Source organism: Pseudarthrobacter sp. TRD_SC_9 (assembly GCF_055361265.1).
Genome location: NZ_CM143956.1, coordinates 1,734,051 through 1,758,124, shown reverse-complemented (window position 1 = coordinate 1,758,124; position 24,074 = coordinate 1,734,051). Strand labels below are relative to the sequence as shown.

22 protein-coding genes are annotated in these 24,074 nt (G+C 65.0%); 6 read left to right on the top strand and 16 right to left on the bottom strand.

Features of this window, described 5'->3' with window-relative positions; all coding sequences use genetic code 11:
- Window positions 1-88: 88 nt before the first annotated feature.
- Window positions 89-1,531, bottom strand: a complete 1,443-nt coding sequence (locus ACWA13_RS08195) for a class I SAM-dependent RNA methyltransferase (RefSeq protein ID WP_463937638.1) — start codon at window positions 1,529-1,531, stop codon at window positions 89-91.
- Entirely contained in the window at window positions 1,528-3,504 is a 1,977-nt protein-coding gene (locus tag ACWA13_RS08190; RefSeq protein WP_463937637.1) for an APC family permease, read from the bottom strand. The genes ACWA13_RS08195 and ACWA13_RS08190 overlap by 4 nt, the downstream gene beginning before the upstream one ends.
- Window positions 3,505-3,633: 129 nt before the next feature.
- Here ACWA13_RS08190 and ACWA13_RS08185 point away from each other — a divergent pair, with 129 nt between their 5' ends.
- Window positions 3,634-4,305, top strand: coding sequence for a potassium channel family protein (locus tag ACWA13_RS08185; RefSeq protein WP_463937877.1), 672 nt, complete (start codon window positions 3,634-3,636; stop codon window positions 4,303-4,305).
- Window positions 4,305-5,039 (top strand): potassium channel family protein, encoded by a 735-nt coding sequence (locus ACWA13_RS08180; RefSeq protein ID WP_463937636.1) that lies wholly within the window; start codon window positions 4,305-4,307, stop codon window positions 5,037-5,039. The genes ACWA13_RS08185 and ACWA13_RS08180 overlap by 1 nt, the downstream gene beginning before the upstream one ends.
- Here ACWA13_RS08180 and ACWA13_RS08175 read toward each other — a convergent pair.
- From ACWA13_RS08175 to dut, 4 genes are all read right to left on the bottom strand, one after another.
- Window positions 4,994-5,734 carry a DUF3159 domain-containing protein gene (locus ACWA13_RS08175; RefSeq protein ID WP_463937635.1) on the bottom strand — a complete coding sequence of 247 codons (741 nt, stop codon included), beginning with the start codon at window positions 5,732-5,734 and terminating at the stop codon, window positions 4,994-4,996. The two genes, ACWA13_RS08180 and ACWA13_RS08175, sit on opposite strands and share 46 nt — an antisense overlap.
- Window positions 5,731-6,027 (bottom strand): single stranded DNA-binding domain-containing protein, encoded by a 297-nt coding sequence (locus ACWA13_RS08170; RefSeq protein WP_463937634.1) that lies wholly within the window; start codon window positions 6,025-6,027, stop codon window positions 5,731-5,733. The genes ACWA13_RS08175 and ACWA13_RS08170 overlap by 4 nt, the downstream gene beginning before the upstream one ends.
- Before the next feature lie 40 nt (window positions 6,028-6,067).
- Entirely contained in the window at window positions 6,068-6,820 is a 753-nt protein-coding gene (locus tag ACWA13_RS08165; protein WP_463937633.1) for a DUF3710 domain-containing protein, read from the bottom strand.
- An 82-nt stretch (window positions 6,821-6,902) separates the two neighbouring features.
- Window positions 6,903-7,385, bottom strand: coding sequence for a dUTP diphosphatase (dut, locus tag ACWA13_RS08160; protein WP_463937632.1), 483 nt, complete (start codon window positions 7,383-7,385; stop codon window positions 6,903-6,905).
- A gap of 102 nt (window positions 7,386-7,487) precedes the next feature.
- Here dut and ACWA13_RS08155 point away from each other — a divergent pair, with 102 nt between their 5' ends.
- The gene (locus tag ACWA13_RS08155) at window positions 7,488-7,994 is read left to right on the top strand and encodes a DUF3093 domain-containing protein (protein WP_463937631.1); all 507 of its coding nucleotides are present in this window, start codon (window positions 7,488-7,490) and stop codon (window positions 7,992-7,994) included.
- Between the two features lie 23 nt (window positions 7,995-8,017).
- Here ACWA13_RS08155 and ACWA13_RS08150 read toward each other — a convergent pair whose 3' ends face one another.
- Window positions 8,018-8,317 (bottom strand): DUF4193 domain-containing protein, encoded by a 300-nt coding sequence (locus ACWA13_RS08150; protein ID WP_463937630.1) that lies wholly within the window; start codon window positions 8,315-8,317, stop codon window positions 8,018-8,020.
- Between the two features lie 210 nt (window positions 8,318-8,527).
- On the opposite strand from ACWA13_RS08150, the gene sepH reads away from it, so the two are divergent.
- A complete protein-coding gene (sepH, locus tag ACWA13_RS08145; RefSeq protein ID WP_463937629.1) occupies window positions 8,528-9,883 on the top strand; it encodes a septation protein SepH in 1,356 nt (451 codons plus the stop codon).
- On the opposite strand, the gene ACWA13_RS08140 is transcribed toward sepH, so the two are convergent.
- From ACWA13_RS08140 to ACWA13_RS08125, 4 genes are read right to left on the bottom strand one after another with little or no spacing between them, the layout of a single operon-like run.
- Window positions 9,880-10,584 carry a thymidine kinase gene (locus ACWA13_RS08140; protein WP_463937628.1) on the bottom strand — a complete coding sequence of 235 codons (705 nt, stop codon included), beginning with the start codon at window positions 10,582-10,584 and terminating at the stop codon, window positions 9,880-9,882. The genes sepH and ACWA13_RS08140 overlap by 4 nt on opposite strands.
- On the bottom strand, window positions 10,577-11,779 hold the full coding sequence (locus ACWA13_RS08135; protein ID WP_463937876.1) for an alkaline phosphatase family protein: 1,203 nt from the start codon (window positions 11,777-11,779) through the stop codon (window positions 10,577-10,579). Before ACWA13_RS08135 ends, ACWA13_RS08140 begins: the two co-directional genes overlap by 8 nt.
- Before the next feature lies 1 nt (window position 11,780).
- Window positions 11,781-12,566, bottom strand: a complete 786-nt coding sequence (locus ACWA13_RS08130) for a DUF5998 family protein (RefSeq protein WP_463937626.1) — start codon at window positions 12,564-12,566, stop codon at window positions 11,781-11,783.
- 47 nt (window positions 12,567-12,613) lie between these two features.
- Window positions 12,614-15,313 carry a bifunctional acetate--CoA ligase family protein/GNAT family N-acetyltransferase gene (locus ACWA13_RS08125; protein WP_463937625.1) on the bottom strand — a complete coding sequence of 900 codons (2,700 nt, stop codon included), beginning with the start codon at window positions 15,311-15,313 and terminating at the stop codon, window positions 12,614-12,616.
- A gap of 55 nt (window positions 15,314-15,368) precedes the next feature.
- On the opposite strand from ACWA13_RS08125, the gene ACWA13_RS08120 reads away from it, so the two are divergent.
- Together ACWA13_RS08120 and ACWA13_RS08115 are read left to right on the top strand one after the other, a co-directional pair.
- Window positions 15,369-17,912: a DNA gyrase/topoisomerase IV subunit A gene (locus ACWA13_RS08120; RefSeq protein WP_463937624.1), complete on the top strand. Its 2,544-nt coding sequence runs from the start codon at window positions 15,369-15,371 to the stop codon at window positions 17,910-17,912.
- Between the two features lie 52 nt (window positions 17,913-17,964).
- Complete coding sequence (locus ACWA13_RS08115; protein WP_463937623.1) at window positions 17,965-18,483, top strand: DinB family protein; 519 nt, start codon at window positions 17,965-17,967, stop codon at window positions 18,481-18,483.
- Here ACWA13_RS08115 and ACWA13_RS08110 read toward each other — a convergent pair.
- Genes ACWA13_RS08110 through cydB form a run of 5 tightly spaced genes read right to left on the bottom strand, consistent with a single transcriptional unit; the run spans window position 18,480 to window position 24,060 of the window.
- Window positions 18,480-18,923 carry a GNAT family N-acetyltransferase gene (locus ACWA13_RS08110; protein WP_463937875.1) on the bottom strand — a complete coding sequence of 148 codons (444 nt, stop codon included), beginning with the start codon at window positions 18,921-18,923 and terminating at the stop codon, window positions 18,480-18,482. The two genes, ACWA13_RS08115 and ACWA13_RS08110, sit on opposite strands and share 4 nt — an antisense overlap.
- Window positions 18,923-19,201, bottom strand: coding sequence for a GNAT family N-acetyltransferase (locus tag ACWA13_RS08105; protein WP_463937622.1), 279 nt, complete (start codon window positions 19,199-19,201; stop codon window positions 18,923-18,925). The genes ACWA13_RS08110 and ACWA13_RS08105 overlap by 1 nt, the downstream gene beginning before the upstream one ends.
- A 21-nt stretch (window positions 19,202-19,222) precedes the next feature.
- Complete coding sequence (locus ACWA13_RS08100; RefSeq protein WP_463937621.1) at window positions 19,223-19,390, bottom strand: hypothetical protein; 168 nt, start codon at window positions 19,388-19,390, stop codon at window positions 19,223-19,225.
- 9 nt (window positions 19,391-19,399) lie between these two features.
- A complete protein-coding gene (cydD, locus tag ACWA13_RS08095; protein WP_463937620.1) occupies window positions 19,400-22,987 on the bottom strand; it encodes a thiol reductant ABC exporter subunit CydD in 3,588 nt (1,195 codons plus the stop codon).
- Window positions 22,984-24,060: a cytochrome d ubiquinol oxidase subunit II gene (gene cydB / locus ACWA13_RS08090; protein WP_463937619.1), complete on the bottom strand. Its 1,077-nt coding sequence runs from the start codon at window positions 24,058-24,060 to the stop codon at window positions 22,984-22,986. The genes cydD and cydB overlap by 4 nt, the downstream gene beginning before the upstream one ends.
- Window positions 24,061-24,074 lie beyond the last annotated feature (14 nt).

Genomic DNA, 24,074 nt, shown 5'->3' with positions numbered 1-24,074 from the left:
GACTGCCTAATTAGCGGTTCCGGGCATATTGCTTGCCATCAGCTGTGATGGCGGACGCGACAGGACTACTGGGCCCATAGTAGTAGCTTCAGGCCCGGGGAGTCAGCAGCGCCACCGTTTCCAGGTGGTGGGTGTGCGGGTACAGATCGAAGGCACGGAGCGCGGCCAGCTGCCAGCCATCCTGCCGGAAGTAACCCAGATCACGTGCGAACGACGCCGGATCGCAGGACACATACGCGATGGCCCGCGGCTTCGACTCCATCAACTGGTGCACCACGACCTTGCCGGCTCCTGCACGGGGCGGGTCCAGCACCAGCGCGTCGAAGGCATAAGGCTTTTGCCGCAGTACCTTCTCCACTCGCCCCTGGACAATGCTCACCTGCGGCGCCCCGTGCAGGTTCTTGCGCGCATCGCGGCTGCCGCCGGGCGACCCCTCCACGGACAGGACAGCGCCGGACTCTCCCACAAGGTCAGCCAGTCTTGCTGTGAACAGGCCGGCCCCTGCGTATAGGTCAGCGACACTGCCTCCGGGCTGGAGGTAGCCGCCGTCGCCAAGGAAATCGGTCACCGCGCCCACCAGGGTCTCGGGGCCGTTCCGGTGAATCTGCCAGAATCCTGCGCCGGTGACCCGGTACGTGTGCCCCACTGCGGACTCCTGGACCCATGTGCGGCCACGGAGCTGCAGGGTTTCGGAGGTCTCGGGATCGAAGGTGGCAACCGATACGTCCCCTGGCAACTGCGCGAGGATGGCGGCCAGGCGCTTCGCCTTGGTGCCGGCGGCCGGCGCCAGCAGGATCAACGGCCGGGACCCGTTTGCCGGGGCAGCGACCTCAACGCGCTCAACGCCCTGCAGGTCCACGTCCCACAGCCGCAGGTTGTTGATGGCACTTACCGCAAGCGGCATCTCCCGCACCGCGTAGACCTCGTTGGAGCGGTGGGCGTGCATCCCCAGGCGTCCGCCCCGGGTGACGGAGAAACTGGCCCGGGTCCGCCAGCCGAGGCCGGCCGTGGCTCCATCGGCAGCTTCGCGACCGAGCGGGACCTCTTCGACATCAATGTTAAGTTCGACACCGGGCTCCAGTCCGGCGAGTCGCTTCAGCTGTTCAGCCAGCACCGCAGTCTTGAGGGCGCGTTGCCGCGCGGGGGCAATATGGCCAAACTCGGCCCCGCCCACCGGTGGATGGCCGTTGGCCCAGGCGCGCCCTGAATCTGCGGTGTGCCAGAAGTGTTCCACCCGGTCCGGGGATGCCTCCAGAACCTCCACGACATCGCCTCGCCAGAACCGGGCCGACGGCCCGGCTTCGGTCAGGCGCACCCGGACCCGCTCCCCCGGAATGCCGTGGCGGACAAAGATGACCCTGCCGTCGAGGCGGGCAACGCAGTGGCCGCCGTGGGCTACCGGGCCCACTTCCACCTCCAGTTCCGTGATCTCATCGGGAAATGTTCCCGGGCCTGCCTCCCGCCCGGACTCGACGACGGATGATGTGCTGGTGCTGGTAGTGCTGTTGATGTCTCTCCCAGATGGTGTCATCGCAGGTCCTGCAGGTTCTTGGCTTCTTCGGACGATTTTAGTTGCCACGGTACGCTGGCCACCATCACGCCGGGTTCAAAGTGCAGCCGGGTCTTGATCCGGAGGGCAGTCTGGTTGTGGACCAGTTGCTCCCACCATTTGCCCACCACGTACTCGGGGATGTAAACCACGATCAGGTCTCGCGGGGAGTCCCGCCGCATGTTGGTGATGTACTCCATGATCGGCGTAACGGTCTCGCGGTACGGGCTGTCCAGGACGGTGAGCGGCACCGGGATGTCGAGCTTTTCCCAGTCGGCAACCGTATGCGCGGTTTCTTCGGCATTGATGTCTACGGTGATTGCATCAAGGCGCGACGGCCGGGAGGCGCGGGCGTAAGCCAGGGCCCGAAGCACCGGCTTACGGACGTGGGAGACCAGCAGCACCGCGTGGACTCTGGTGGGCAGGGCCCGGGGCGAGGAATCCTCGTCGACGGCCAGTTCCTTCGCCACGTTGTCATAGTGCGCCTTGATACTCCACATGATCAGGAAGAGCGCGATCATCGCCAGCAGGGCAATCCAGGCTCCCTGTTCAAACTTGGTCACCAGAACGATGACCAGTACCAGTGCCGTCATGCCGAAACCGATCATGTTAATGGTCCGGGACTTGGCCATGCGCCGCCGGAGATTGCGGTCCTTGGCAAGTTTCAGTTCGCGTCCCCAGTGCCGCACCATGCCCAACTGGCTGGCCGTGAAGGAGATAAAGACGCCAACGATGTACAGCTGGATGAGCTTGGTGACATCGGCGTTGAACGCCACGATCAGCACCAGCGCCCCCGCGGCCAGGGCCAGCACGCCGTTGCTGAAGGCGAGCCGGTCCCCCCTGGTACGCAACTGCCGGGGCAGGTAGCCGTCCTGGGCCAGGATTGAGCCAAGAACGGGGAACCCATTGAAGGCGGTATTGGCGGCGAAAACGAGGATAAGGCCGGTGGCCGCCACCACGACGAAGAAGGGCACGGAACCCGCGCCAAAGATCGTCTGGGCGAGTTGGCTGATGGCCGGGTTCTGAATGTAGTCGGCAGGCAGCGGCTGGCCGTTGAGGCGGAATTCGGTGGCGGGATCGGCGACGACGTGGACCTTTGCGGCATTGGCAAGGAACATGATGCCCGCCATCATCGCCGAGGCAATCACGCCAAGGAGCAGGAGCGTGGTAGCCGCGTTTTTACTCTTCGGCTTACGGAAGTTCGGTACGCCGTTGCTGATGGCTTCAACGCCGGTCAGTGCCGCAGCACCGGACGAAAAGGCGCGAAGCAGCAGGAATGCGCCGGCCAGGCCCACCAGGCCCTCATCAAATCCCGGCGCGGGAACAATCTCGAGGGCGGCTGACGGTGCCTGCCTCAGTTGCCCGGTGGCTGCCTGGAAGATACCCACCGCCGTCATACCCAGGATCGTGAACAGGAAGATGTAAGTGGGAATAGCGAAGAGACGGCCCGCTTCCCGGACGCCACGCAGGTTCACCAACGCAAGGATTACGACGCCGATCGTGGCAATTGCCGTCTGCTGGCCGTACAGGGCAGGGATAGCCGTGCTGAGGTACACCGCGGCCGAGGACAAGGAAACGGCAACTGTCATCACGTAATCCACCAGCAGCGCCGAGGCGACTGTCAGCCCGGCGTACTTGCCCAGGTTCACGTTGGCGATTTCGTAGTCGCCGCCGCCGGAGGGATAGGCGTGCACGTTCTGCCGGTAAGAGGCCACCACGGTCAGCAGCACCACCATAACCGCGAGCCCGACCCAGGGCGAGAAGGCCACGGCGCTGACCCCGGCCAGTGCCAGGGTCAACAGGATTTCGTCCGGCGCATAAGCAATGGACGACAGCGCATCCGATGCAAATACAGGCAGGGCGATACGCTTCGGAAGCAGGGTGTGGGGCAGGCGGTCGTTCCGGAACGGCCTGCCGACGAGTACCCGCTTCGCCGCGTTCAGTATTGTCAGCACTCCACAAAGTTAGTCGTATTCGTCTTCGATGTCATGACGGCGGGTGCTTCCCCGCGAACGCGGAACCTATCCGCCCACTGCCGGTAGAGTTCTGACTGCAGCATGGAACATCAAATTGAGGAGATTGGCGTGGCGCACTTCGTGATCATGGGTTGCGGTCGTGTGGGCGCAACCCTGGCGCATACCCTGGAAGAAGCCGGGCATTCCGTGGCGATCATCGATCAGGATGACCGGGCATTCCGCAGGCTCCGTCAGGGCTTCACCGGACGCAAGGTAACGGGGGTCGGCTTCGACCGCGAAACCCTCAAGCAGGCGGGCGTTACCGAAGCGTATGCCTTCGCCGCCGTTTCCAGCGGTGACAACTCCAATATCCTGGCCACCCGGGTGGCCCGCGAAACTTTCCATGTTCCCCACGTTGTGGCACGCATCTATGATCCCGGTCGGGCCGAAATCTACCAGCGCCTGGGCATCCCCACCGTGGCTGCCGTCCGCTGGAGCGCAGACCAGGTCCTCCGCCGCATCCTGCCCGAACAGCATCTCGCCGGTGAGTACCGTGAGCCCTCCGGGCGGCTGGTACTCACCGAAATCGATCTTGATCCGGCCTGGATCGGGCATGGCATCGGCACGATCGAGAACGTCGCCGATGTCCGCATTGCCTACCTGACCCGGTTCGGCGAGGGTATTTTGCCCTCCGCCGCCGCCATTTACCAGGAAGGCGATACCGTGCACGCCATGCTGTCTCTGGACCGGGTCTCCGAAGTGGCCCATGTCCTGGCTAAACCGCCCGTCAAGGAGCTGTAGTGAAAGTCGTTATTGTCGGGGCCGGCAGTGTGGGCTCATCGATTGCCAGGGAGTTGCTTGCGCACAAGCATGACATTCTCCTGATCGATCTCAAGCCCGAGGTCATAGGCCGCAGCGGGCTCCGGGGCGCGCACTGGCTGGTGGGCGACGCGTGTGAACTGAGCACCCTGCAAGGTGCCAGGCTTGAGGATGCCGACGTCGTGGTTTCGGCCACGGGTGACGACAAGGTCAACCTGGTGGTATCGCTTCTGGCCAAAACAGAGTTCGGCGTGGGCCGCACGGTAGGCCGGGTCAATAACCCCAAAAACGACTGGATGTTCAATGACTCCTGGGGCGTGGACGTCGCGGTCAATACGCCTCAATTGATGACCGCACTCGTGGAGGAAGCCGTGGAGATCGGCGACCTCGTCAGGCTGCTGACCCTCCAGACCGGCGTCGCTTCGCTGGTGGAGTTCACCGTGCCGCATGACTCGCACGTGATCGGTTCAACGGTGGGCGACATCCAATGGCCCGAAGACGCCACTCTGGTGGCAATCCTCCGCGATCACGCGCCCATCACCCCCAGCCGTGATGACGTCATCGACGGCGGCGACGAACTGTTCTTCGTCACCACAATCGCAGCAGAGGACGACCTCAGGGCCCTGCTGTCACCGGAATCGGCCGAAGCCGAAGCTACAGGCGCGGCTGCTCAGGCATCGGTGGATGACGCGTTCGACGACGGCTTCGAAGGCTGATCGCCGGCAGGCACCGGGCGGGTCAGCAGCCAGGCTACCCAGATGCCCAGGATGTACAGCGGCGCGCCCATGAGCAGCCTGGTTGTGGCCAGGGCAGTCAGTCCCTCGGATCCCATCAGGTAGAGCGGTACCTGCACCACCAGTCGAAGTGCCAGGACCAGGACAATCACCCAGGTCCCCAGCCGGTAGGCCTTTAGCCGGGCGGGATCCTTGCGCCAGTCGAGTCCTTCGTTGCGGATGAAACCGAACAGCAATCCGGCGATGGGCCAGCGCAGGGCAATCGAAGCAACCATGGCCGCAATATAGGCGGCGTTGGTGATAAATCCCGGGAGATAGAAATCCTCTGCCTTACCCGTGGTATTGGCGAGCCAGGCCGAAATCCCGACACCCACGATCCCTGCCAGCGCCTGGGTCAGCGGTCGTCGTTGGATCAGCCTCACAACCGTGAACACCGCCGCCGAAGCCAGCGCGGCCACGAGCGAGACGGGAAGGTCGCGCCAGATGGTGAAGACAACCAGGAATACCAGACCCGGAAGGATGCTCTCCGCGATTCCCTGGATGCCACCGGCGCTCTTGAGGACGTCAACCTTGCCGTCACCGGAACGGTGAAGCCCGGCCTTCGCGGCGTAGCTGCCGGCAACGGCGCCCAGGCTGTCAGGCCGTTGTTCGGGCCGGTCCTGCTGCTCGGGACTCATACTCGCTCCTGTTTGGACAATATTTCGTAGCGTGGATTAAACATGGTGGCTTTGCCTTGGCTGCGGGTCAGCATTCCCTCGAGCTTGATTTCGGTGCCGGCTGCCAGTCCGGGTATCCGGCGCCTGCCCAGCCAGATGACCTGCAGCCTTTGGCGGTCGGTCCGACGGATAACGCCGGGGTCCGACACCATGGCGGTAAAGGCTGCGACGCCGCCGGACGGTGCGTACGTTACCGAATCGATGTTGCCGCGGCATACCACCCGCCCACGTTCGGGCAGGTGGTTGATCATCATAACGTTGGCTTTGGCCGGAGGCCGCCGGGCATCGCCGGGTTCAGCCAATGTGAGTGGTCTCCGGCCCGCGTTCAGGCTTGTGGAGTTCCGGCTGCTGTGGCTGTGGCTGTGGCTGTACCGATGTGTCCTTGGGAAGGCGCAGCGGCAGCAGGTCGCGCGGCGGCATGGGGCTGTCGCCCCGGATCACCACGACCTGGCGGAACAGTTCCTCCAACTCTTCGGCTGCGTCACGCTCCATGGCTGCAGAACCGCCCAGCACACCGCGCAGGAACCAGCGCGGCCCATCGACGCCGATGAAGCGGGCCACCCGGTAGCCCTGGCTGCCGTCGGCAGCAGCCGCAGGCAGTTTTGCCACCAGTTCGGTGCCGAAACCACCCTGGATTTCTTCAACCTGCCCGCCTTGGCTCCCTACAGACTGTCCGATCTGTTCCCGGATGTCGTCCCACAGCCCTTCAGACTTGGGAGCAGCAAAAGCCTGCAACTGCAGGCTTGAACCGTTCAGATCCAGAGTTACTGCGATAACCCGCTGCGTCTTTTCCTCGATTTCGAGTCGAAGCTGAAGTCCTTCGCTCGGCGCAATGAGGAGGGCGCCCAGATCAACGTAGCCCTCACGGCTGGTGATCTCAGAAATGTCAAAGGGGCCCGTAGTACTGCGGGCGTCATCAGTTTCTGTGGTGGCCGGGGCTGTGGCCTCCGGTTCCAGTGCGGCACCCGCCTCAGCGGATTCCGCCTCAGGGAATTCCGTCTCAGCCTGCTGTTCGTTCCTGGATTTCCTGCCTAGTCCAAAAACCATGGGTCGTCTCCTTCATTGGGATGGTGCGGGCCTTGCCGCTGATGGAAAGCGGCCGGCCCACCACGGTGCGCTGTGCCGGGATTCAAGCTCCCGGCGTCGTGAATCCACCGGTTGAACCGAAGCCACCGGCGCCACGGACGGATCCGCTCAATTCGTTCACAGGGACAAACTGCGCATGCTCCACACGCTGGATGACCATTTGGGCTATTCTATCGCCGCGGCGCAGCTCGATGGCGTCCCGGCGGTCCGTATTCAGGAGCGTGACGGCGATTTCTCCGCGGTAGCCGGCGTCCACGGTTCCGGGGGCATTGACCACAGTCAGTCCATGTTTGGTTGCCAGCCCGGAGCGAGGGTGGATGAGTGCCACAAAACCCTCAGGAAGTGCGATGGCCACACCGGTCGGCACCAGTTTCCGTTCGCCGGGCTCGAGACGGACGTCCACTGTGCAGCGGAGATCGGCACCGGCATCGCCGGGATGGGCGTAGGAAGGAGGTTCGAGTCCACTGTCCAGCATTTTCAGCTGGACCTGGAGGGTGGCTTGGGAGAGTCCTGGAAGTTCAGTCACAGTTCCTCACTCTAACGCGGCGGCGTTGCAGCGGCCTAGCCGTCCTCCAGAGGAGGAGGCGCCCGAAGATGAAAAGCCGGGTCAAAGGTGAAAAGCTGGGGTATGCCTGATTCCAGCCCCACATCCCCCCTGCCTAGCGGTGCCTCGCCTGATCCGAAGAACGGGCAGCCCGTTTTTGCCGAGAAGCTCCTGCCGTCCCTCTGGATCTGGCTGTTTGCCGTGGGGTTCTCCGGCGCCGGAATCCTGGTGTTCGCGCCCATCAGCCCCACTGCAGGATTCATCGCCGCAGCCGTCCTGCTGGTCATTGTGTCCACCCTGCTGCTGCTCTCCACGCCGCGGATCATTGTCACGGACACGGAATTGACCGTGGGCAGGGCAACGATCAGCCGTGACTTCATTTCCGGGGCGAGCGCCCATCGCGGACCGGACGCCACCCGTGAGCGGGGCACGGGTCTGAACGCCTTGGCATATCTGTGCATCCGGGGATGGATTGACCCGGTGGTCCGGATAGAACTCTCTGACCCGGCAGACCGCACCCCTTACTGGCTGACCTCAACACGACGGCCTGAGGAACTGGTCACAGCGCTCCAGCCCTTCCCCGGGAAGTAACTGCGGGACACGTCACTACAGGCTCATCCTTCACACTCGGCGCAAATGAGCTGGCCGCCCGACTCCCGCACCAGCTGCGAACGGTGATGAACCAGGAAACACGAAGCACACGTGAACTCGTCAGGCTGGGGCGGGAGAATCCGAACCAGCAACTCTTCGCCGGACAGGTCCGCGCCCGGCAGCTCGTAGCCACCGGCCAGATCGGTTTCGTCCTCTTCCACCCCTGCCGTGGGCTTGTCGATGCGGGCGGACTTGAGCTCCTCAAGTGAATCCGAAGCGAGGTCCTCTTCTGACTTGCGTGGCGCGTCGTAGTCTGTCGCCATGGCGTGCTGGTCACTCTCCGTATGCCGTTGAACGGGTCCTGCGTCAACATAACGCCCGGCGACACCCTTTTGTGCCCACGCTCCCCTTGAACCAGAGGGATTCACCCTGATTCGCCCGGAATTTCGCGGCGCGCCCTTTCCCCTAAGCGATAAACCCCCTGCCAGATGGCAGAGTTTCGATTGATAGTAATGCCAGGGTGGAGGATTTGTATGCAGGATCTACGGCTTGTAGGCGTGCACGACGACGGGACTCACCTCCTGTTGACCGGGCCCGGCGGCGAGATGTTCCGGCTGCCGATCGATGAAGCACTGCGATCGGCCAGCCGTCAGGTGGCCAAACCGGCCGTGGGGACGCCGGTGGCTTTGTCGCCCCGCGATATCCAGGCCCGGATCCGTGCCGGGGCCACCGCTTCGGAGGTGGCGGATCTGGCAGGCATTCCGCTGGCCAAGGTAGAGCGCTATGAGGGGCCGGTCCTTGCCGAACGTGATTATGTTGCCCGGCAGGCACGCAAGATCGAAGTAGCGGCGCCCTCCCCCGGCCATGAAGCGTACCGTGCCGCCTTTGGCGACCATCCCGCCACTCTGGATGACATGGTTTCGCATCGGCTCAGGGCGCACGGTATCGAGGAATCCGCCGTCGAATGGGATTCCTGGCGGCGCCCGGACGGTTTCTGGACGGTCGTGGCACGCTTTGAAATCAGCGCTGCGCGGCCCGCCGGAATCGGCGAGGAGCCCCCGGCCATGTGGACGTTTAGCCCTGCACGCAAGACCCTGCAGAACGCGAACCGCTGGGCACAGCAACTCAGCGAACTGGAACCCCTCGATGGACCCGTTCCTGCGCGTCGGCTGACTGCCGTGACTGACCGGCCCTTTGACTTCGAAGCCGAGGCTGAAGCCCCGGCCGAGCCTTCCGCAACGATGCCTTCCGCGGTACCGGGACAGGACGCCGATGGCATCCTGGATCTCCTCCGTGCCCGGCGTGGCCAGCGTCTTGGAGTGGATGAGGACGGTGACGATGCCCTCGCCCTGCTGCTCAGCCAGGGTGTGCCGGCAGCCCATCCGCGGCCATCGGAAGTGCCGGACGAGCCACGCCCGGCAGAAGACGGCCAGCACAGTAATGATCACGAAACGCCTGCGGCCCAGGGGGAGACCCGCGACGGCAGGCGTAAGGACGGACGGCCATCCATGATGGCGCGGCTAAGCCTCATCCCTCCGTTGCGCGAGAACAACACCGGTGCAGCGGAAGCCCCGGACCGCGAAGACCCGCTGGCATTGCACGACGGCGTCAGCACCGAAACTCGTGAGATCACCATTACGCCGTCCCCGGCAGGTCCTCCAGGCAACGGCTCTACGGGCAACGGTTCTACGGGCAACGGTTCAAGCGAAGGTTCCGGCGCGGGCCTCGATGAACTGCTTGGCGGCGGGCAAAGGCGGCGGAACACGGAGTCCGCCCACCCCGGCCCGCATGATCCAGGCCCGGCCTCACCTCCCGAACGGCCCGCAAAGGCTAAACGGTCAAGCGTCCCCACCTGGGACGAGATCGTTTTTGGTACCCGGGGCGATTAACCCCGCCAGTGGCACGCGTCCACTTCGAAGGGCAGCAACTGGTCCTGTTCGGCCATGATTCTTGCCCCGTGGGCGGTAACGCGCCGCATGTAGTGACGGCGGCACAGGGTCTCATAACCCACCACCGGACCCTGGCCGGAATCATGCCCGTCAGGCCCGGGATCGGCGCCCATGTCGACGTCGCCCACCACCACTTGGGCACCTTCGACCACCATGGCTCCATCAATTGTCCGGGCATTATGCGTTGCCCGCCGGCCGCACCAGCAGAGCGCTTCAACCTGAAGCACCTGGACCCGGTCCGCGAGCTCAATGAGACGCTGCGAACCGGGGAAGAGCCTGGTCCTGAAGTCAGCTGTGATACCAAAAGCGAAGACATCGATCTCCACCTCATCCACCAGCCTGGCCAGCTGTTCAACCTGTCCGGGTGAGTAGAACTGGGCTTCGTCGCAGATCAGGTAGTCCACGTGCTGACCGCGCATGCGCCGGGTCATCACTTCATCCCAGAAGTCCGTGTGGTCCAGGACTTCGTTGGCATCGGTCTCGAGTCCCAGTCGGCTGGAAATACGCGATCCACCGGCGCGGTCGTTCCGGCTGAACCGGACGCCGCCGCGTCCGCGGGCCCGATGGTTGTAGTCCATTTGCAGCGCCAAGGTTGATTTGCCGCAATCCATGGTTCCTGAGAAGAACACCAACTCAGCCACGGCGCGACGCCTTTCCCTGGGCCGTGAAGCAAAGCAACGGCACTTCCCGCTCAGCCCGGGTCAGCGAGCCATGCTGGCCGATGACGTCCAGGGCAGCAGGGCGCACGCGCCGGGTGTCGTAAAGGGCGATACCTTCCCGCGCGGCAATCATGAGATCACCGATCCTCTCCCCCACGCCGTCGCGGACTTCTCCGAAAAGTCCCGCTCGCACAGCCTCCTCCCGGGTAAAGACCCATGCCCTGTCGCCGAACCGGGCCTGCCAGCTCCGCAAGAGCCGCCCCCGCACGTCGCTCCCGGCATCGGGCTCCAGGTAGAGATGGACCATCCGGGGCTCGCCGGCTGTATGCCGGACTCCCTCTACCAGGGCCGGGTCAGCCGAGTAATCGATGCGTTGTGATTCGGGCACGTCAACCATCCCGTGGTCTGCGGTCAGGACTATGGTGGTTCCCGCAGGCAACCCAGTGTTGAGCCGCTTCACGGTGGCGTCGAGTTCCTCCAGCTGGTGCTCCCACTGCTCAGACGCGGAGCCATGCCGGTGCCCGGCTTTGTCCAGCTCATTGAGGTAGTAATACATGAGGGTGGGGCCCTGGCCTGACATAGCCTCGGCGGCCGCCGCAGTGCGGGCGTGGGGAGTCACAGCTGAGACGAACCGGCCACCGCGCAGGGCCGCACGGGTCATGGGCGAGTCTGCGAACTGTGGCAGGCTCACCGTGACCACATCTACCGTTCCGGCAACGTCCTCAAGAATGGTCGGGAGCGGCTGCCAGGCCGCCGGATCGACGCCGTCGTCCCAGTTGCCCAGCATATTTACCACCCGGTCCTGGGCCGGATCCAGCACGTCGTAGCCCACCAGTCCGTGCTGCCCGGGCGGGCGTCCGGTCCCCAGACTGGCAAGCGAGGCAGCAGTGGTGGAGGGAAAAGCGGAGTCGAGCCACACGGGAACGGCTCCCTGGCCCGCCTGGACCACGGAACGCAGGAATGGTGTGTGCGCAGCCTTTTTCTTGAGCAGGTTTCGTCCCAGGCCGTCTGCCAGCACGACGCAGACTCTCGAAGACGCGGGAAAGGCCAGGTGGTTGGAATAGCCGCCAACGCCCAGACTTGCGGCGGCGCTGCCAAAAACCTCAGCAATGGACTGGCGGCCGTACGCGGGCGGCTGTGGGAGGCGGATGGATTCGCTGGTCAGCTCAGGCAGCATGTCAGCGCTGGTGGCCGCGGCCAAGCCGGCTGCCAAAGACCCCTCGAGGCCATGTGGGCAGGGCTTTCGCCGGATGGCCAACCACACTCGAGGGCCCGGCCGTGCCTGTATTAACCGCCCTCAAGGCCCGGGCAAAGAGCTTGGCCTCCTGGACCGCCTGCAGGCCGTCCGCTTCGGCACTGATGCGGAGCACAATGTCCTCCTGGGCAATGGTGCCGGTGTAGCCGTGGTCCGCCTCGCACTGCGGGTCTCCGCAACTGGCCGGGCCCATGTCCAGCCGCTGGCCCCCGGACCACGCAATCGACAGGGTCACTTCACGTACGGGATCCGACGGCTTGTAATTGTGTGGCTGTGTGTACATGTAACTGAGCACTACGGAGCGGATCTGCGCCACCGGGACGGACTCGGTGGAAACCTGCGCCACCATCTGCTCGCCGGCTTCGTCCAGTTGCTGGTCGTCCACATGCGTGATCACCAGCATGTCGTCGGTCAACACCAGCACCGTAATGTGGCGGCGCACCTCGGCACGGTCAAAGTGCGTCTCCAGGTGCACCAGATGGGCAACACAGTCCCGTCCGTCCAGGGCATCTTCCACAACGTCGGCCACCAGCCGGGGGTAGAAACCCGCCTTCTGCAGTGCGGCGTCGAGGCTTTGCCCTTGGGCGCCATGGCTGTGCGTGCCCTGCTGGCGTCCGGCCGGCTGGCCACTGCTCTCTGGTTGCACCTGCGGTTGCTGCTGGGGCGCGGGTTGCGGCTTTGGCTGCGACGATGAGGGCTGTGGGGTCATGTCCCCATTTTCACAGATCGACTGGACACTTGCTAACTGCCAGCATGTTAGCCGAGCATGGCCCGGCGCGCGCTGTCCGTGCGCTGGGCCGGATTGGCGATCCGTACGTCGGCGGCAAGGATGGACAGTCCAGAGGTACCGCACAGAACCGGGTTGAATTCCACGAGCGCGATTTCGGGGTGGTTGTCTTTAAGGAGCGACAGTCGCGCTGCCAGGTCTTCGAGGGCTTCGACATCGGCCGGCGGGAGGCCCTGGTAGGCAAACAGTTTCCGGGACGCGCGCGGGGCACGGATGAATTCTCTGAGGTCCTCGGTAGTCAAAGGCGGCACCCGGTGGGCCCAGTCATCCAGCAGGTTTACAGCGTCTCCCGCCATGCCGAAGGAAACGACGGGGCCCAGGAGCGGATCCTCGATGGCGCGCATGGTGCAGGCCTGCCCCACAGGAGCCATCGCCTGCACTTCCAGGGCGGCAGTACCATAGCCGGCCAGTGCCCGGCGCATCTGGGCCAGGTTGCGCCGCAGGGAGTCAGCATCCTGGATGTCCAGCCTGACTCCGCCCAGGTCAAGGCGATGGCGAAGGGCCGGGTCTGTGGTCTTCAGGACTACTGGCCAGCCAAGGCGGTCTGCCGCTGCAACGGCCTCGTCATCCGTTTCAAAGCGCGCGGAAGGCAGCACCGAGATCCCGTAATGACCCAGCAGGGTTGTTGCCGCCTCCTGGTCAAGGGGTTTCAGCTGTTCACCGTGCACGTCCCGGAGCAGGACTTCAAGCCCGGCACGGACGGCGTCGGCATCGCAGCCCTCAGGCTCCACGAAGGCTCCGCGGTCGCGCCTGGCCCACTCCGCGTACCAGACGACGGCGGCAAGCGCGCTCACAGCCGCGCCGGAGTTGGCGTAGCACGGAACGCCGGGGCTCCTGCCGTCCTGATCCTTCCCGCCTGCCAGCCCCTCAACGTAGACCGAAGGGTCCATAATCCCGGCAAAAACGGCGATCACCGGTTTACCGGCTTCAGCAGCACACCCGGCCAGGATGCCTGCGATGTCTTCGACAGTCAGCCCCCGGGCCGGAAGCAGGGTGACCACGGCGGAGTCCACCGAGTCCTCAGCGAGAATGCCAGCCAACTGCTGACGGAGAACCGGAAGCGCAATCGACATGCCGGCGTCGAGGTTCAGGTCCGTAACGGTCCGCTCCACCACCAAACCATTGGCCGCGGCACTATCCGCAACCACCATGCCCAAGGCGTAGGAATTGCTGACCACCGCCACCCGGGGACCCGCCGGCAGTGGTGCTGCCGACACAATCTGGCTGACATCCATCAGGGCTTCGATAGTCTGCACCCGGATCACTCCGGACTGGCGCAGCATTGCGTCAAGGGCGCCCACTGGCGCTTGGGTGGTGCGGACGGCATGGCCGCGGGGAAGCTGCAGGCCCATGGTGTCGGACTTGGCAACTATTACCGGTTTGGTCTGCGCCAGCCTGCGGGCCAGCCGGGAAAACTTACGCGGGTTGCCGATGGACTCAAGATAGAGGGCGACGGCGCCGGTGTCGGAATCGTCCTCCCAGTACTGCATCAGATCGTTACCGGAAACGTCTGCCCGGTTGCCCGCAGACACGAACGTTGACACTCCCACCCGGCGCCGGCTGCAGGCGGCATACAGCGAAACACCGATGGCCGCAGACTGGCTGAATGCCCCGAGGCCGCCGCGTTTGGGCAGGTACGGTGCCATCGATGCGTTCAGCGAGATGTCCGGGTGGGTGTTGATCATGCCCAGCGAGGCCGGCCCGATCACCCGCATGCCGTTGGCCCTAGCCTTGCGTACCAGCTCCCGTTGCCGCAGCAGCCCGCGCTCGCCGTCGTCAGCGAACCCTGAGGTGGCGATCAAAAGGCCCTTAACGCCTGCAGCCGCGCAGTCGTCCACTACGGAAGACACTTCCTCGTACGGTACCGCGATAATTGCCAGCTGGATGGGTTCCGGAATCTCTGACAACCGGGAGTAGGAGAGCATGCCGGCGAGTTCCAGGGCTTCCGGATTCACGGCGTAGACGGGGCCCTTGAAACCACCTTCAATCAGGTGTTCCAGGAGCTGGTACCCAAGCTTTCCCCAAGTCCGGCTGGCGCCGATCACCGCAACGGACGATGGCGCCAGCAAACTCCGCACGCTGCGCGCCTCCGCCCGGTGCTCACGGGCCTCCATCACGGCACGGGATTTTTCCGTGGGGTCGATATTGAATTCGAGGCTGACGACGCCGTCGTCGAAATGCCTTTTGACGTCATAACCGGCATCGGAAAAAACCATCAGCATCTTGCGGTTTTCGGGGAGGACCTCGGCGGTGAAGCGCCGGATGCCGTTTTCCCTCGCTGCCGCAGCCAGGTGTTCGAGCAGGATGGAACCGATGCCGCGGCCCTGGTGCACATCCGCAATGTTGAAGGCCACCTCTGCCTCGGACGGATCATCGAGGCGGTCATAACGGCCGATCCCGATGATCGCGCCGCCGATGGTGATAACGAACGCAACGCGGTCATGGAAGTCCACTTCGGTGAACCGTTTGAGTTCTTTACTGCTCAGCCGTGCTTTGAGGGCAAAGAAACGCATGTAAATTGAGTTCTGGGACTGCCCGGTATGGAAGGCCTGGACGGCGTCCACATCTGTTGGCTGAATGGGCCTCAGATGGGCTGTTCCGCCATCGCGCAGAACGACATCGGCTTCCCAGTATTCCGGATATACGCCGTCCGCGGGCTGTTCCACCATAGGCTTAGCCTAGCTAAAAAACTCCCTTGCACACCCCTAAGGATCCATCAGCCCTATGGCCCGCCGCCAAAGCCCCGCCCCTGCCAGTGATCCCGGCGAGGATTACAGCGAGAGAATCGTTGACATCGATGTCACGTCCGAGATGGAGGGCTCCTTCCTGGAGTACGCCTACTCGGTGATCTATTCGCGCGCCCTGCCGGATGCCCGCGACGGCCTGAAGCCGGTACAGCGCCGCATCCTCTACATGATGAGCGAAATGGGACTGCGGCCGGACCGCGGGCACGTCAAGAGTGCACGCGTGGTGGGCGAGGTGATGGGCAAGCTGCACCCTCACGGCGACACCGCCATTTATGACGCCATGGTCCGGATGGCGCAGGACTTTGCGCTGCGGCTGCCGCTGATCGATGGCCACGGCAACTTCGGGTCCCTCGACGACGGTCCTGCCGCACCGCGGTACACCGAGGCCCGGATGGCTGCCGCAGCCCTCACCCTGACAGACCACCTCGACGAAGACGTCGTTGATTTTGTTCCCAACTACGACAACCAGCTCACCCAGCCAGAGGTGCTGCCGGCTGCTTTCCCCAACCTGCTGGTTAACGGCGCCACGGGCATCGCCGTCGGCATGGCCACTAACATGGCGCCGCACAACCTGGGTGAGGTAGTGGCAGCAGCCCGGCACCTGATCGCGAACCCTGACGCCACCCTGGACGACATCATGAAGTTCGTGCCGGGGCCGGACCTTCCTACCGGCGGCAGGATTGTGGGCCTGGACGGTGTGCGCGACGCCTACGCGACAGGCCGCGGTTCGTTCAAGACCCGGGCCAAGGTGGAGGTCGAACAACTCTCCGCCCGCCGCACGGGACTCGTGGTGACAGAGCTGCCTTACATGGTGGGTCCTGAAAAGGTCATCGAAAAGATCAAAGACGCCGTCAACGGCAAGAAGCTGTCCGGAATCAGCGACGTCGTAGACCTGACGGACCGCAAGCACGGGCTGCGCCTGGTCATTGAACTCAAGAACGGCTTCAACCCGCAGGCCGTCCTGCAGCAGCTGTACCGCTACACGCCGATGGAGGATTCGTTCGGCATCAATAACGTCACCCTGGTGGACGGGCAGCCGCAGACGCTGGGGCTGCTGCCGCTGCTCACCGTTTACGTGGACCACCGGATTGACGTGGTCCGGCGCCGTACCGTGTTCCGGCTGGGCAAGAAGAAGGACCGCCTGCACCTGGTGGAGGGCCTGCTCATCGCCATCGTGGACATCGATGAGGTCATCCAGATCATCCGGTCTTCGGACGAAGCAGCCGCGGCACGGGTGCGTCTGATGTCCATCTACGACCTCACCGAAATCCAGGCAAATTACATCCTGGAACTGCGGCTTCGACAGCTCACCAAGTACTCCCGTATTGAATTGGAGAAGGAACAGGACGAACTGCGCCGCGAGATCGCCGAACTTGAGGCAATCCTGGCCTCCGAGGAGCGGCTTCGCGGCCTGGTCTCGGCGGAGCTGGGCGAGCTCGCCGACAAGTACGCCACAGCCCGCCGCACCGTACTGCTCGAGTCCGAGGCTGTGCCCCCCACTGTCGCCGCTGCGCTCGCAGGGGGCAACGGAAAAGTCAAAGCCGTGCCCCTGGCCCTCGAAGTCGCCGACGATCCCTGCTGGGCTATCCTGACGGCCTCCGGCCAGATCGCCCGCACCCTTGCCCTGGAGCCGCTCAGCGAATCCGGCCCTCGTACCCGCCACGACGTTTTCCGCTCAGTGATTCCGACGTCGGCACGCGGCGAAATCGGGGCTGTCACCTCCACGGGGAGGATGCTTCGCCTGCAGGTGGTGGACATGCCTGTACTGCCCACCGTGTCCGGGTTGCCCAACATGGCAGGCGGCGTGGCGGCCAGGGACTTCCTGACACTGCTCAAGGGCGAGACCCTTGTGGCATTTGCACCGCTGGACCAGGTCCTGGCGTTGGGTACTGTGCAGGGCGTGGTGAAGCGGGTCCAGCCCGACTATCCCTTGAACCGGGAAGACTGGGAGATCATTGCCCTGAAGGACAAAGACTCGCTGGTGGGCGTGGTTCCGGCCGCGTCCGACGATGCCGAGCTGGTTTTTGTGACGCAGCAGGCGCAGCTGCTGCGTTTCCCGGCTTCGGCCGTCCGTCCGCAAGGCCGCACCGCGGGCGGTATGGCGGGCATCAAACTGGCACCGGGCGATGCCGTGCTGTTCTTCGGTGCGGTTGCAGCCGAGGACCCCGCCGCCGTCGTCGTCACCATTGCCGGCACCACCGGTGCCCTGCCGGGCACGGCTCCCGGCACGGCCAAGGTAACGGCCTTCGACGAGTACCCCGCGAAGGGCCGCGCCACCGCCGGGGTCCGTGCGCACCGCTTCCTCAAAGGCGAAGACACCTTGCTGCTCGGCTGGGCAGGCCACGGACCGGCAAAAGCATCCTCAGCGGCGGGCGTGGCGCGTTCGCTGCCACAGGAACACGGCAGGCGCGACGGCTCGGGGATTCCCCTGTCTCAGGCTGTCGACGCCATCGGTCCCGCCATGGCCTGGCCTGAGCATGTGGCCGAAGAAACCCCGGCTGTTCAGGAAACAATCATTTAGCGCACCGCATGGGAGATGCCGGGAAGCCGGCCACCTCCCGTAGACTGCAGCCATGCCGATCATTCCTGATGTAAAGGACTGGACGTGGGTGCTGTCCGAGCGGTGCCCCGAATGCTCCTTCGATCCTGCCACCGTTACGCCCGCTACCGTGCCCGGAACCGTCCGCAGCGTGCTGCCCAGGTGGAGGTCGGTCCTCCGGCGCCCTGACGTAGCCGAGCGACCCGATGACAGCACCTGGTCAACGCTTGAATACGCATGCCATGTGCGGGACGTTTTCAGCGTCTTCGACCAGCGGCTCAACCTGATGCTCACCAGCGACAACGCTGAGTTCGAGAACTGGGACCAGGATGCCACGGCAGTAGAGGCGGATTACGGTACAGCGGATCCTGCGAAGGTCAGTGCCCAACTCACGGCCGAAGGTGAGCAGATCGCCGAAGACTTTGCCCGCGTGCGGGAAAGCGACTGGAACCGCAAAGGCCTCCGGAGCAACGGCTCGGAGTTCACTGTGCTGACCTTTTCACGCTACTTCCTGCACGACGTCGTTCATCACCTTCATGACGTCAAAGGCTAAAGCAGTTTTTCCCAGCTCACGCGTTGGTTGACGGGCGTGTATCCCATCGTCAGGTACAGGGCCAACGCGCCCGTGGGGTTCGCCGAGTCAACGTCAAGCGAGGCCGCGTCCATGCCATCCGCTGCGAAGCGGCGCATCACGTCAGCCAACAACGCCTGTGCAATGCCGCGCCCACGGTAAGCCCGCCGGACACCAAGGAGCTCGGTGTAGCCTTCCTTGAATCCGCGCTCCGGGGCGCTGTCCGGATCGAAGCTCGCCACCTGATACCCGGCCACTTCACCCGTGGCCTTATCAAGCACCACGGTGGTCCAGTCCGGCCTGGCGAACGGGTGTTCCAGGGTGAAGCGCCATGACTGCTCGTCCCGCGGCTCGCTCCCCCAGTGGTCCCGGAACGCATCGTTGTGCGCGAGCCGGGCGGCCTCGTGCAGCGCCGGGTCCATCAGCACCAGTTCAAGCCCCTCGGCAACACCACGGTTCCACCGGCAGACTCACCGGCCACCGCGTCCGCGGCGAAGCGGGCTCGAGTCCTGGCCTCTTGCCAGGCCACGATGGCAGTGCCGACGCCCTTCCGCTGCCACTGCGGATCCACGCAGCCCATGGTCTGGGCCTTATCGCCGTGTGGATTCTTGCTGATGCGGCCGTAGGCACGCGGAACTCCGGAATCGTCAATCCCCAACACCGTGTGGGTCCGGGGATCATTGTTGCTGTTCTCCAGCACCTGCTCCAGGTCCCCGACTTTTTAGAACCAGGCAGGATGCTCGACGGAGGCGGTGCGGGCGATCAGCGCAGCCCAGGAGTCCAGGTCGGCTGCAGTGGCGGCCCGCCAGTGCAGCCCGGTCACCGGATCCGGCAGTTGGACAGCAACAGGGCGCGTTGATTCGGTCAGCCGATTGCTTGAGGAAGACATGACAACAGGCTACTGACGGCCGGCCCCCGCTGCCAGCAGCGCCGTGCCGTGGCCTGCCTGGCTCGGTTCGGCGGAGATTTCCCGGTCCTGTCCCGGCAGCTCCAGCCGGGAGTCGTCAGGATGTATGTCAACAACGTTGTGCGTCACCATAACCACCGTGACGTCCCGTAGCCCCGTCCGCAGCTGGGCCAGCAGCTCCCGGGCCGCGGCCGCGTCCAGGTGGGCTGTAGGCTCGTCCAGCAACAGCACCGGCGCACCGGTGAGCAGTGTCCGCGCCATGGCGAGCCGCTGCCGCTCCCCGCCGCTAAGGAAAGAGCCGCCGGGACCGATCCTCGCGTCCAGTCCTTCCGGAATAGCGGCCAGCAGCGGCCCAAGTCCGACGGCGTCCAGTGCGGCCAGGAGCTCGCTGTCTGCAGGTTTCCGGTCCGCGGGACGAGCGAGGAGCAGATTGCCGCGAACAGTGGAATCGAAGAGATGGGCGTCCTGGGGGCACCAGGCCGCCGCCCCGGTGACCCGCGCCGCGCCGTCGTACACCGGCAGGAAGCCGAGCAACACGGACAACAGCGTGGATTTTCCGGAGCCGGACGGTCCGGAAACCACCAGCCAGCGGCCGGGATCCCCCTGGGCCGTGAGGCCGCTGAACACGGGACTGCCGCCGGGCCAGGCCGCAGCGAGGTTCTCCAGCTCCAGGCCGGGAAGGCCGAGCGGACGGTCGGGAACCGCCACGATACCGTCGCCTTGGCCGCCATCGCCGGCCGTTGCTGAAAGGGCACCGGTTCGGGCAAGGCGCTGCAGGACCAGTGCCAGGGCCGGTGCCTGCCGGACGGCGGACACCACCGCTGCATAGGGCTCGATGAGTGCCAGCTGCATCAATACGACAGCCGCCACCAGCCCCGGGACCAGTCCGGCCGCCACGGCCGGGGCCGCCAGCACACCCGAGGCCAACGCGGCCAGTGTGCACGCCAGGACAGTGGTGGCCTGGCCGATCCCTTCGGCCCAGGCCGAACGCTGGGCAACTGCCGTTGCGGCCCTGTCGCGGCCGCGCAGTTCGTCGAGCACGGCCGGTGCGAGGCCATTGGCTGACAGTTCGGCCCTGGCATCCAGCGCCAATGTGATCCGGCGCAGCACCATCGAGCGCAATTGCTGCTCGGCCTGCGCCGCCCTGCGGTCTGCCGCAAGTGCCAGGACCGGGGATATCACGAGGCAAACGAGGGCGCAGATAACCACTGCAGGAACTGCCGGGGGCAACAAAACTGCTGTCGCCACAACGGCGGCTCCCGCGACGATGACCGCCGCAAGCGGCGGCAGGATCACCCGGGGCAGCAGTTCCCTCAGGGTGTCGACGTCGTCAACTACGGTTCCCAGGACATTGCCGCCCCGCAGCAGCCGCCTGAGCTGCAGTGCCCGCCGGCTGAGCGATTCCCAGAGTGAGCCGCGAAGTCTGGTCATCCCGGCGAAGACGGCATCGTGCGTCAGTAGGCGTTCCCAGTAGCGCAGTAAGGCCCGGCCGATGCCGAAGAACCGTACACCCACGATGGCACCAAGAAGGTACAGGATGGGCGGTTGCTCGCTGGCCCGGATGATGAGCCACCCGGACAACGCGGAAAGAGCTACCGCGAACAGCGCGGCCAAGGCGCCTACGAAGCAGGCACCGGTGAGACGTGGCCATACCGGGCCCAGGACGCCGGCAAGCGCACGGATGGTTCCGGGTGGCAGCGGCGCTGACCCCGGATCCGGTGTCACCGCCGTCTCTGCCGGGATGGACGTGCGGTCTGCCAGGTGGTTGGCATGAATGTTGCCGTACCCCGCGCCTGACACCGTCACATCTGCGTCTGCTCGGGTTTCAGATACCGTGACGGGCCCGGTGCCGGTGCCGGCGCCGCTGCCGGGGCCCGAACCAATAAACACCACTTGGTCCGCGAGTGCACTCGTGTCCGGGTCATGGGCAACGAGGATCACGGTAACCGTGTCCGGCAGCGAGATGATGGCGGAGCGCACTGCACCGGCGCTCACGGCATCAAGGTGCGCGGTGGGTTCGTCAAGCAACAGGACAGTGGCGCCGGACTGGAGCCGGGCCAGTCCGCGGGCAACGGCAACCCGACGCAGTTCCCCGGGGCTGAGTTCGGACGGGTGCTTCGCTGCCAGATGCGAGGCGGAAACCCGGTCCAGGAGCTCAAGCGCCAGCTGCCCGGTATCGCCGCTCCCTTGCCCCTTTTCTTGACAATTTTCCTGTCCCTTTTCTTGTACAGGGAGCCAGCCGGGATCGCGGCCGAGGTAAAGGAGGACTTCCCCGAGCACGGTCTCTTCGAGCATCACCGGGTGCTGCGGAACCCAGGCGATATTGGCGTCCGGGACACCGGATACCCTGCCGGACACCGAGGCTTCTGAGCCGTTGCGGATGGTGCCCGCCAGGACACCAAGAACAGTGCTCTTTCCCGTGCCGCTGGGTCCGGCAAGGGCCGTAATCCGGCCGGAGGGTGCGTGAAAGTCGACGGGCCCGACGGCGGCAGCCTCCCGGCCCGGATACCTCACCGACAGGCCGGACACATGGACGCCCGGAGCACCGTTGCCCAAGCCTGCGGCGGTTTCGGCTGCTGTCGATCCGGCCCCGGCGGAGGTGCCTGCCGAACCCGGGCCACTGCTGGCGTCCGGCTTGCCGGTTCCGTCCAGAAAGTCGTTGGCCGAGGCGAGCGCCGCCCGACCGTCGTCACTCGCGTGGTGGGCGGTGCCGAGTTCACGCAGGGGCAGGTAGCAGTCCGGGGCGAGGATGAGTGCCAGCAGCCCGGCCTCCAGCGCCATATCCCCCGCCACAAGCCGCACGCCGATGAAGACGGCCACCACTGCTACGGAGATCGTGGCGATGAGCTCAAGCGCCAGTGCCGAAAGGAACGCCGTGCGCAGGGTACCCATGGTCCGGTGCCGGTATTGTTCGGAGATTTCCTCGAGGGCGGCCCGTTGCTCACTCGCGCGACCGAGGCCCACCAGGACCGGGAGCCCCTTGGCCAGTTCGAGGATATGGCCTGACAGCCGGCGCAGGGTCGCCTGGGCTTCACCGACCCTGTCCTCGGTGTGCCGTCCGATCAGGATCATAAAGACTGGCACCAGGGGTACCGTCAACACAATCACTACGGCGCTGACCCAGTCGGCGAAGAGAATCCTGGCTCCGAGCAACAAGGGCACTGTGGCGCAGTTGACCAGGGCAGGGAGGAACTGTGTGTAGTAATTGTCCAGGGCGTCCAGGCCACGTGTCGCCAGGACGGCCACGCCACCGTCGTTCATGGGCGTGCCGGTTCCCACCGCTCCCTTTGGACCCAGCGCGTGGTGCAGGAGACGGGAACGGAGCTCTTCCTTGACCCCAAAGGCCGCCCGCCGGGCCGCAACGCCCTGGGCCCACACTAACGCGGCCCGCAGCATCGCCCCCGCCACCCCCCATACCAGCTCCTCGCGCCAACCGGTATCGCCGCCGGCAAGTCCGGCCAGCATGGCGGCTACCGCCTGTGCCATGAGCACCAGGGAAAGGGCCTTCAGGGCTGCCAGGAAGCCCAGCCAATAGAGGGCGCCGCGCGTGGCCGTCCCGCTCGGAAACTCCGGCCTCACGGTCGGTCACTGCTCCTGGCGGCAGCCTCGTCGCTGACCAGCACCCTGGCGGCGATCGCCGGGAGGAACCAGTGCGCCGCCGGAATGTGGTCCGCGCTGACGCGGCGGCGGAATACCCAATAGGTCCAGGACTGGTAGGCAATCACCAGCGGCAGCCCCACTGCCGCCACAATGCTCATCAGGCCCAGTGTGTAATCCGATGCCGAGGCGTTGTAGATGGTCAGGTCAAATTCCGGGCTGATGGTCGACGGCAGCACTACGGGAAAGGCTGCGCCGAAAATGGCTGCACTGCCCAGCAGCAGGAATGCACCGAGACCCATAAAGGCACGGCCTTCATTTCCCCGCCGCGCCGAGCGCCAGGAATAGGCGGCACAGGCTGCGGACAGGGCTACGGCGAGGATTGTCCAGATGTTGCCAGTCAGCATCTGGACAGCCAGGGCCCATCCCACCAGCGGCAGCAGAAGGAACGGCAGCAGCCGGGTAAACCAGAGCCGGGCGCGGTGCCGCACGTCGCCGTCGGTCTTCAGTGCCAGGAAGGCGAGGGCGTGCACCAGCGCGAAGCCCACCACGGCCAGCCCGCCCAAAACTGCATACCAGCTGAACCAGGCGAGCGGGCCACCCTGCCGGTCGCCGTTGGCATTGAGCGGCAACCCGGTTGTAGTCAGGGCGAGGGCGGCACCCACGCCGAAGGCCGCGAGGAAGGAGCCAACAGCTATGGCCCAGTCCCAGCGGTTGCGCCACTGGACCGAATCCACCTTGCCGCGGTATTCGAAGGCCACGGCGCGGAAGATCAGGGCAACCAGCACCACCAGCAGCGGCCCGTACATGGCAGAGAAGAGGGAAGCGTACCAGAACGGGAAGGCAGCGAACGTGGCTCCGGCGGCCGTGAGCAGCCATACCTCATTGCCGTCCCAGACCGGACCGATGGTGTTCAGCAATACCCGGCGTTCTGTATTGTCCCGGGCGAAGGTCTTCATCAGCATCCCTACTCCCAGATCAAACCCTTCGAGGAAGAGGTAGCCGGTCCACAGGACGGCGATTGCGATGAACCAGATCGTGGGCAGGAGTTCCATCAGTAGTTTCCCTT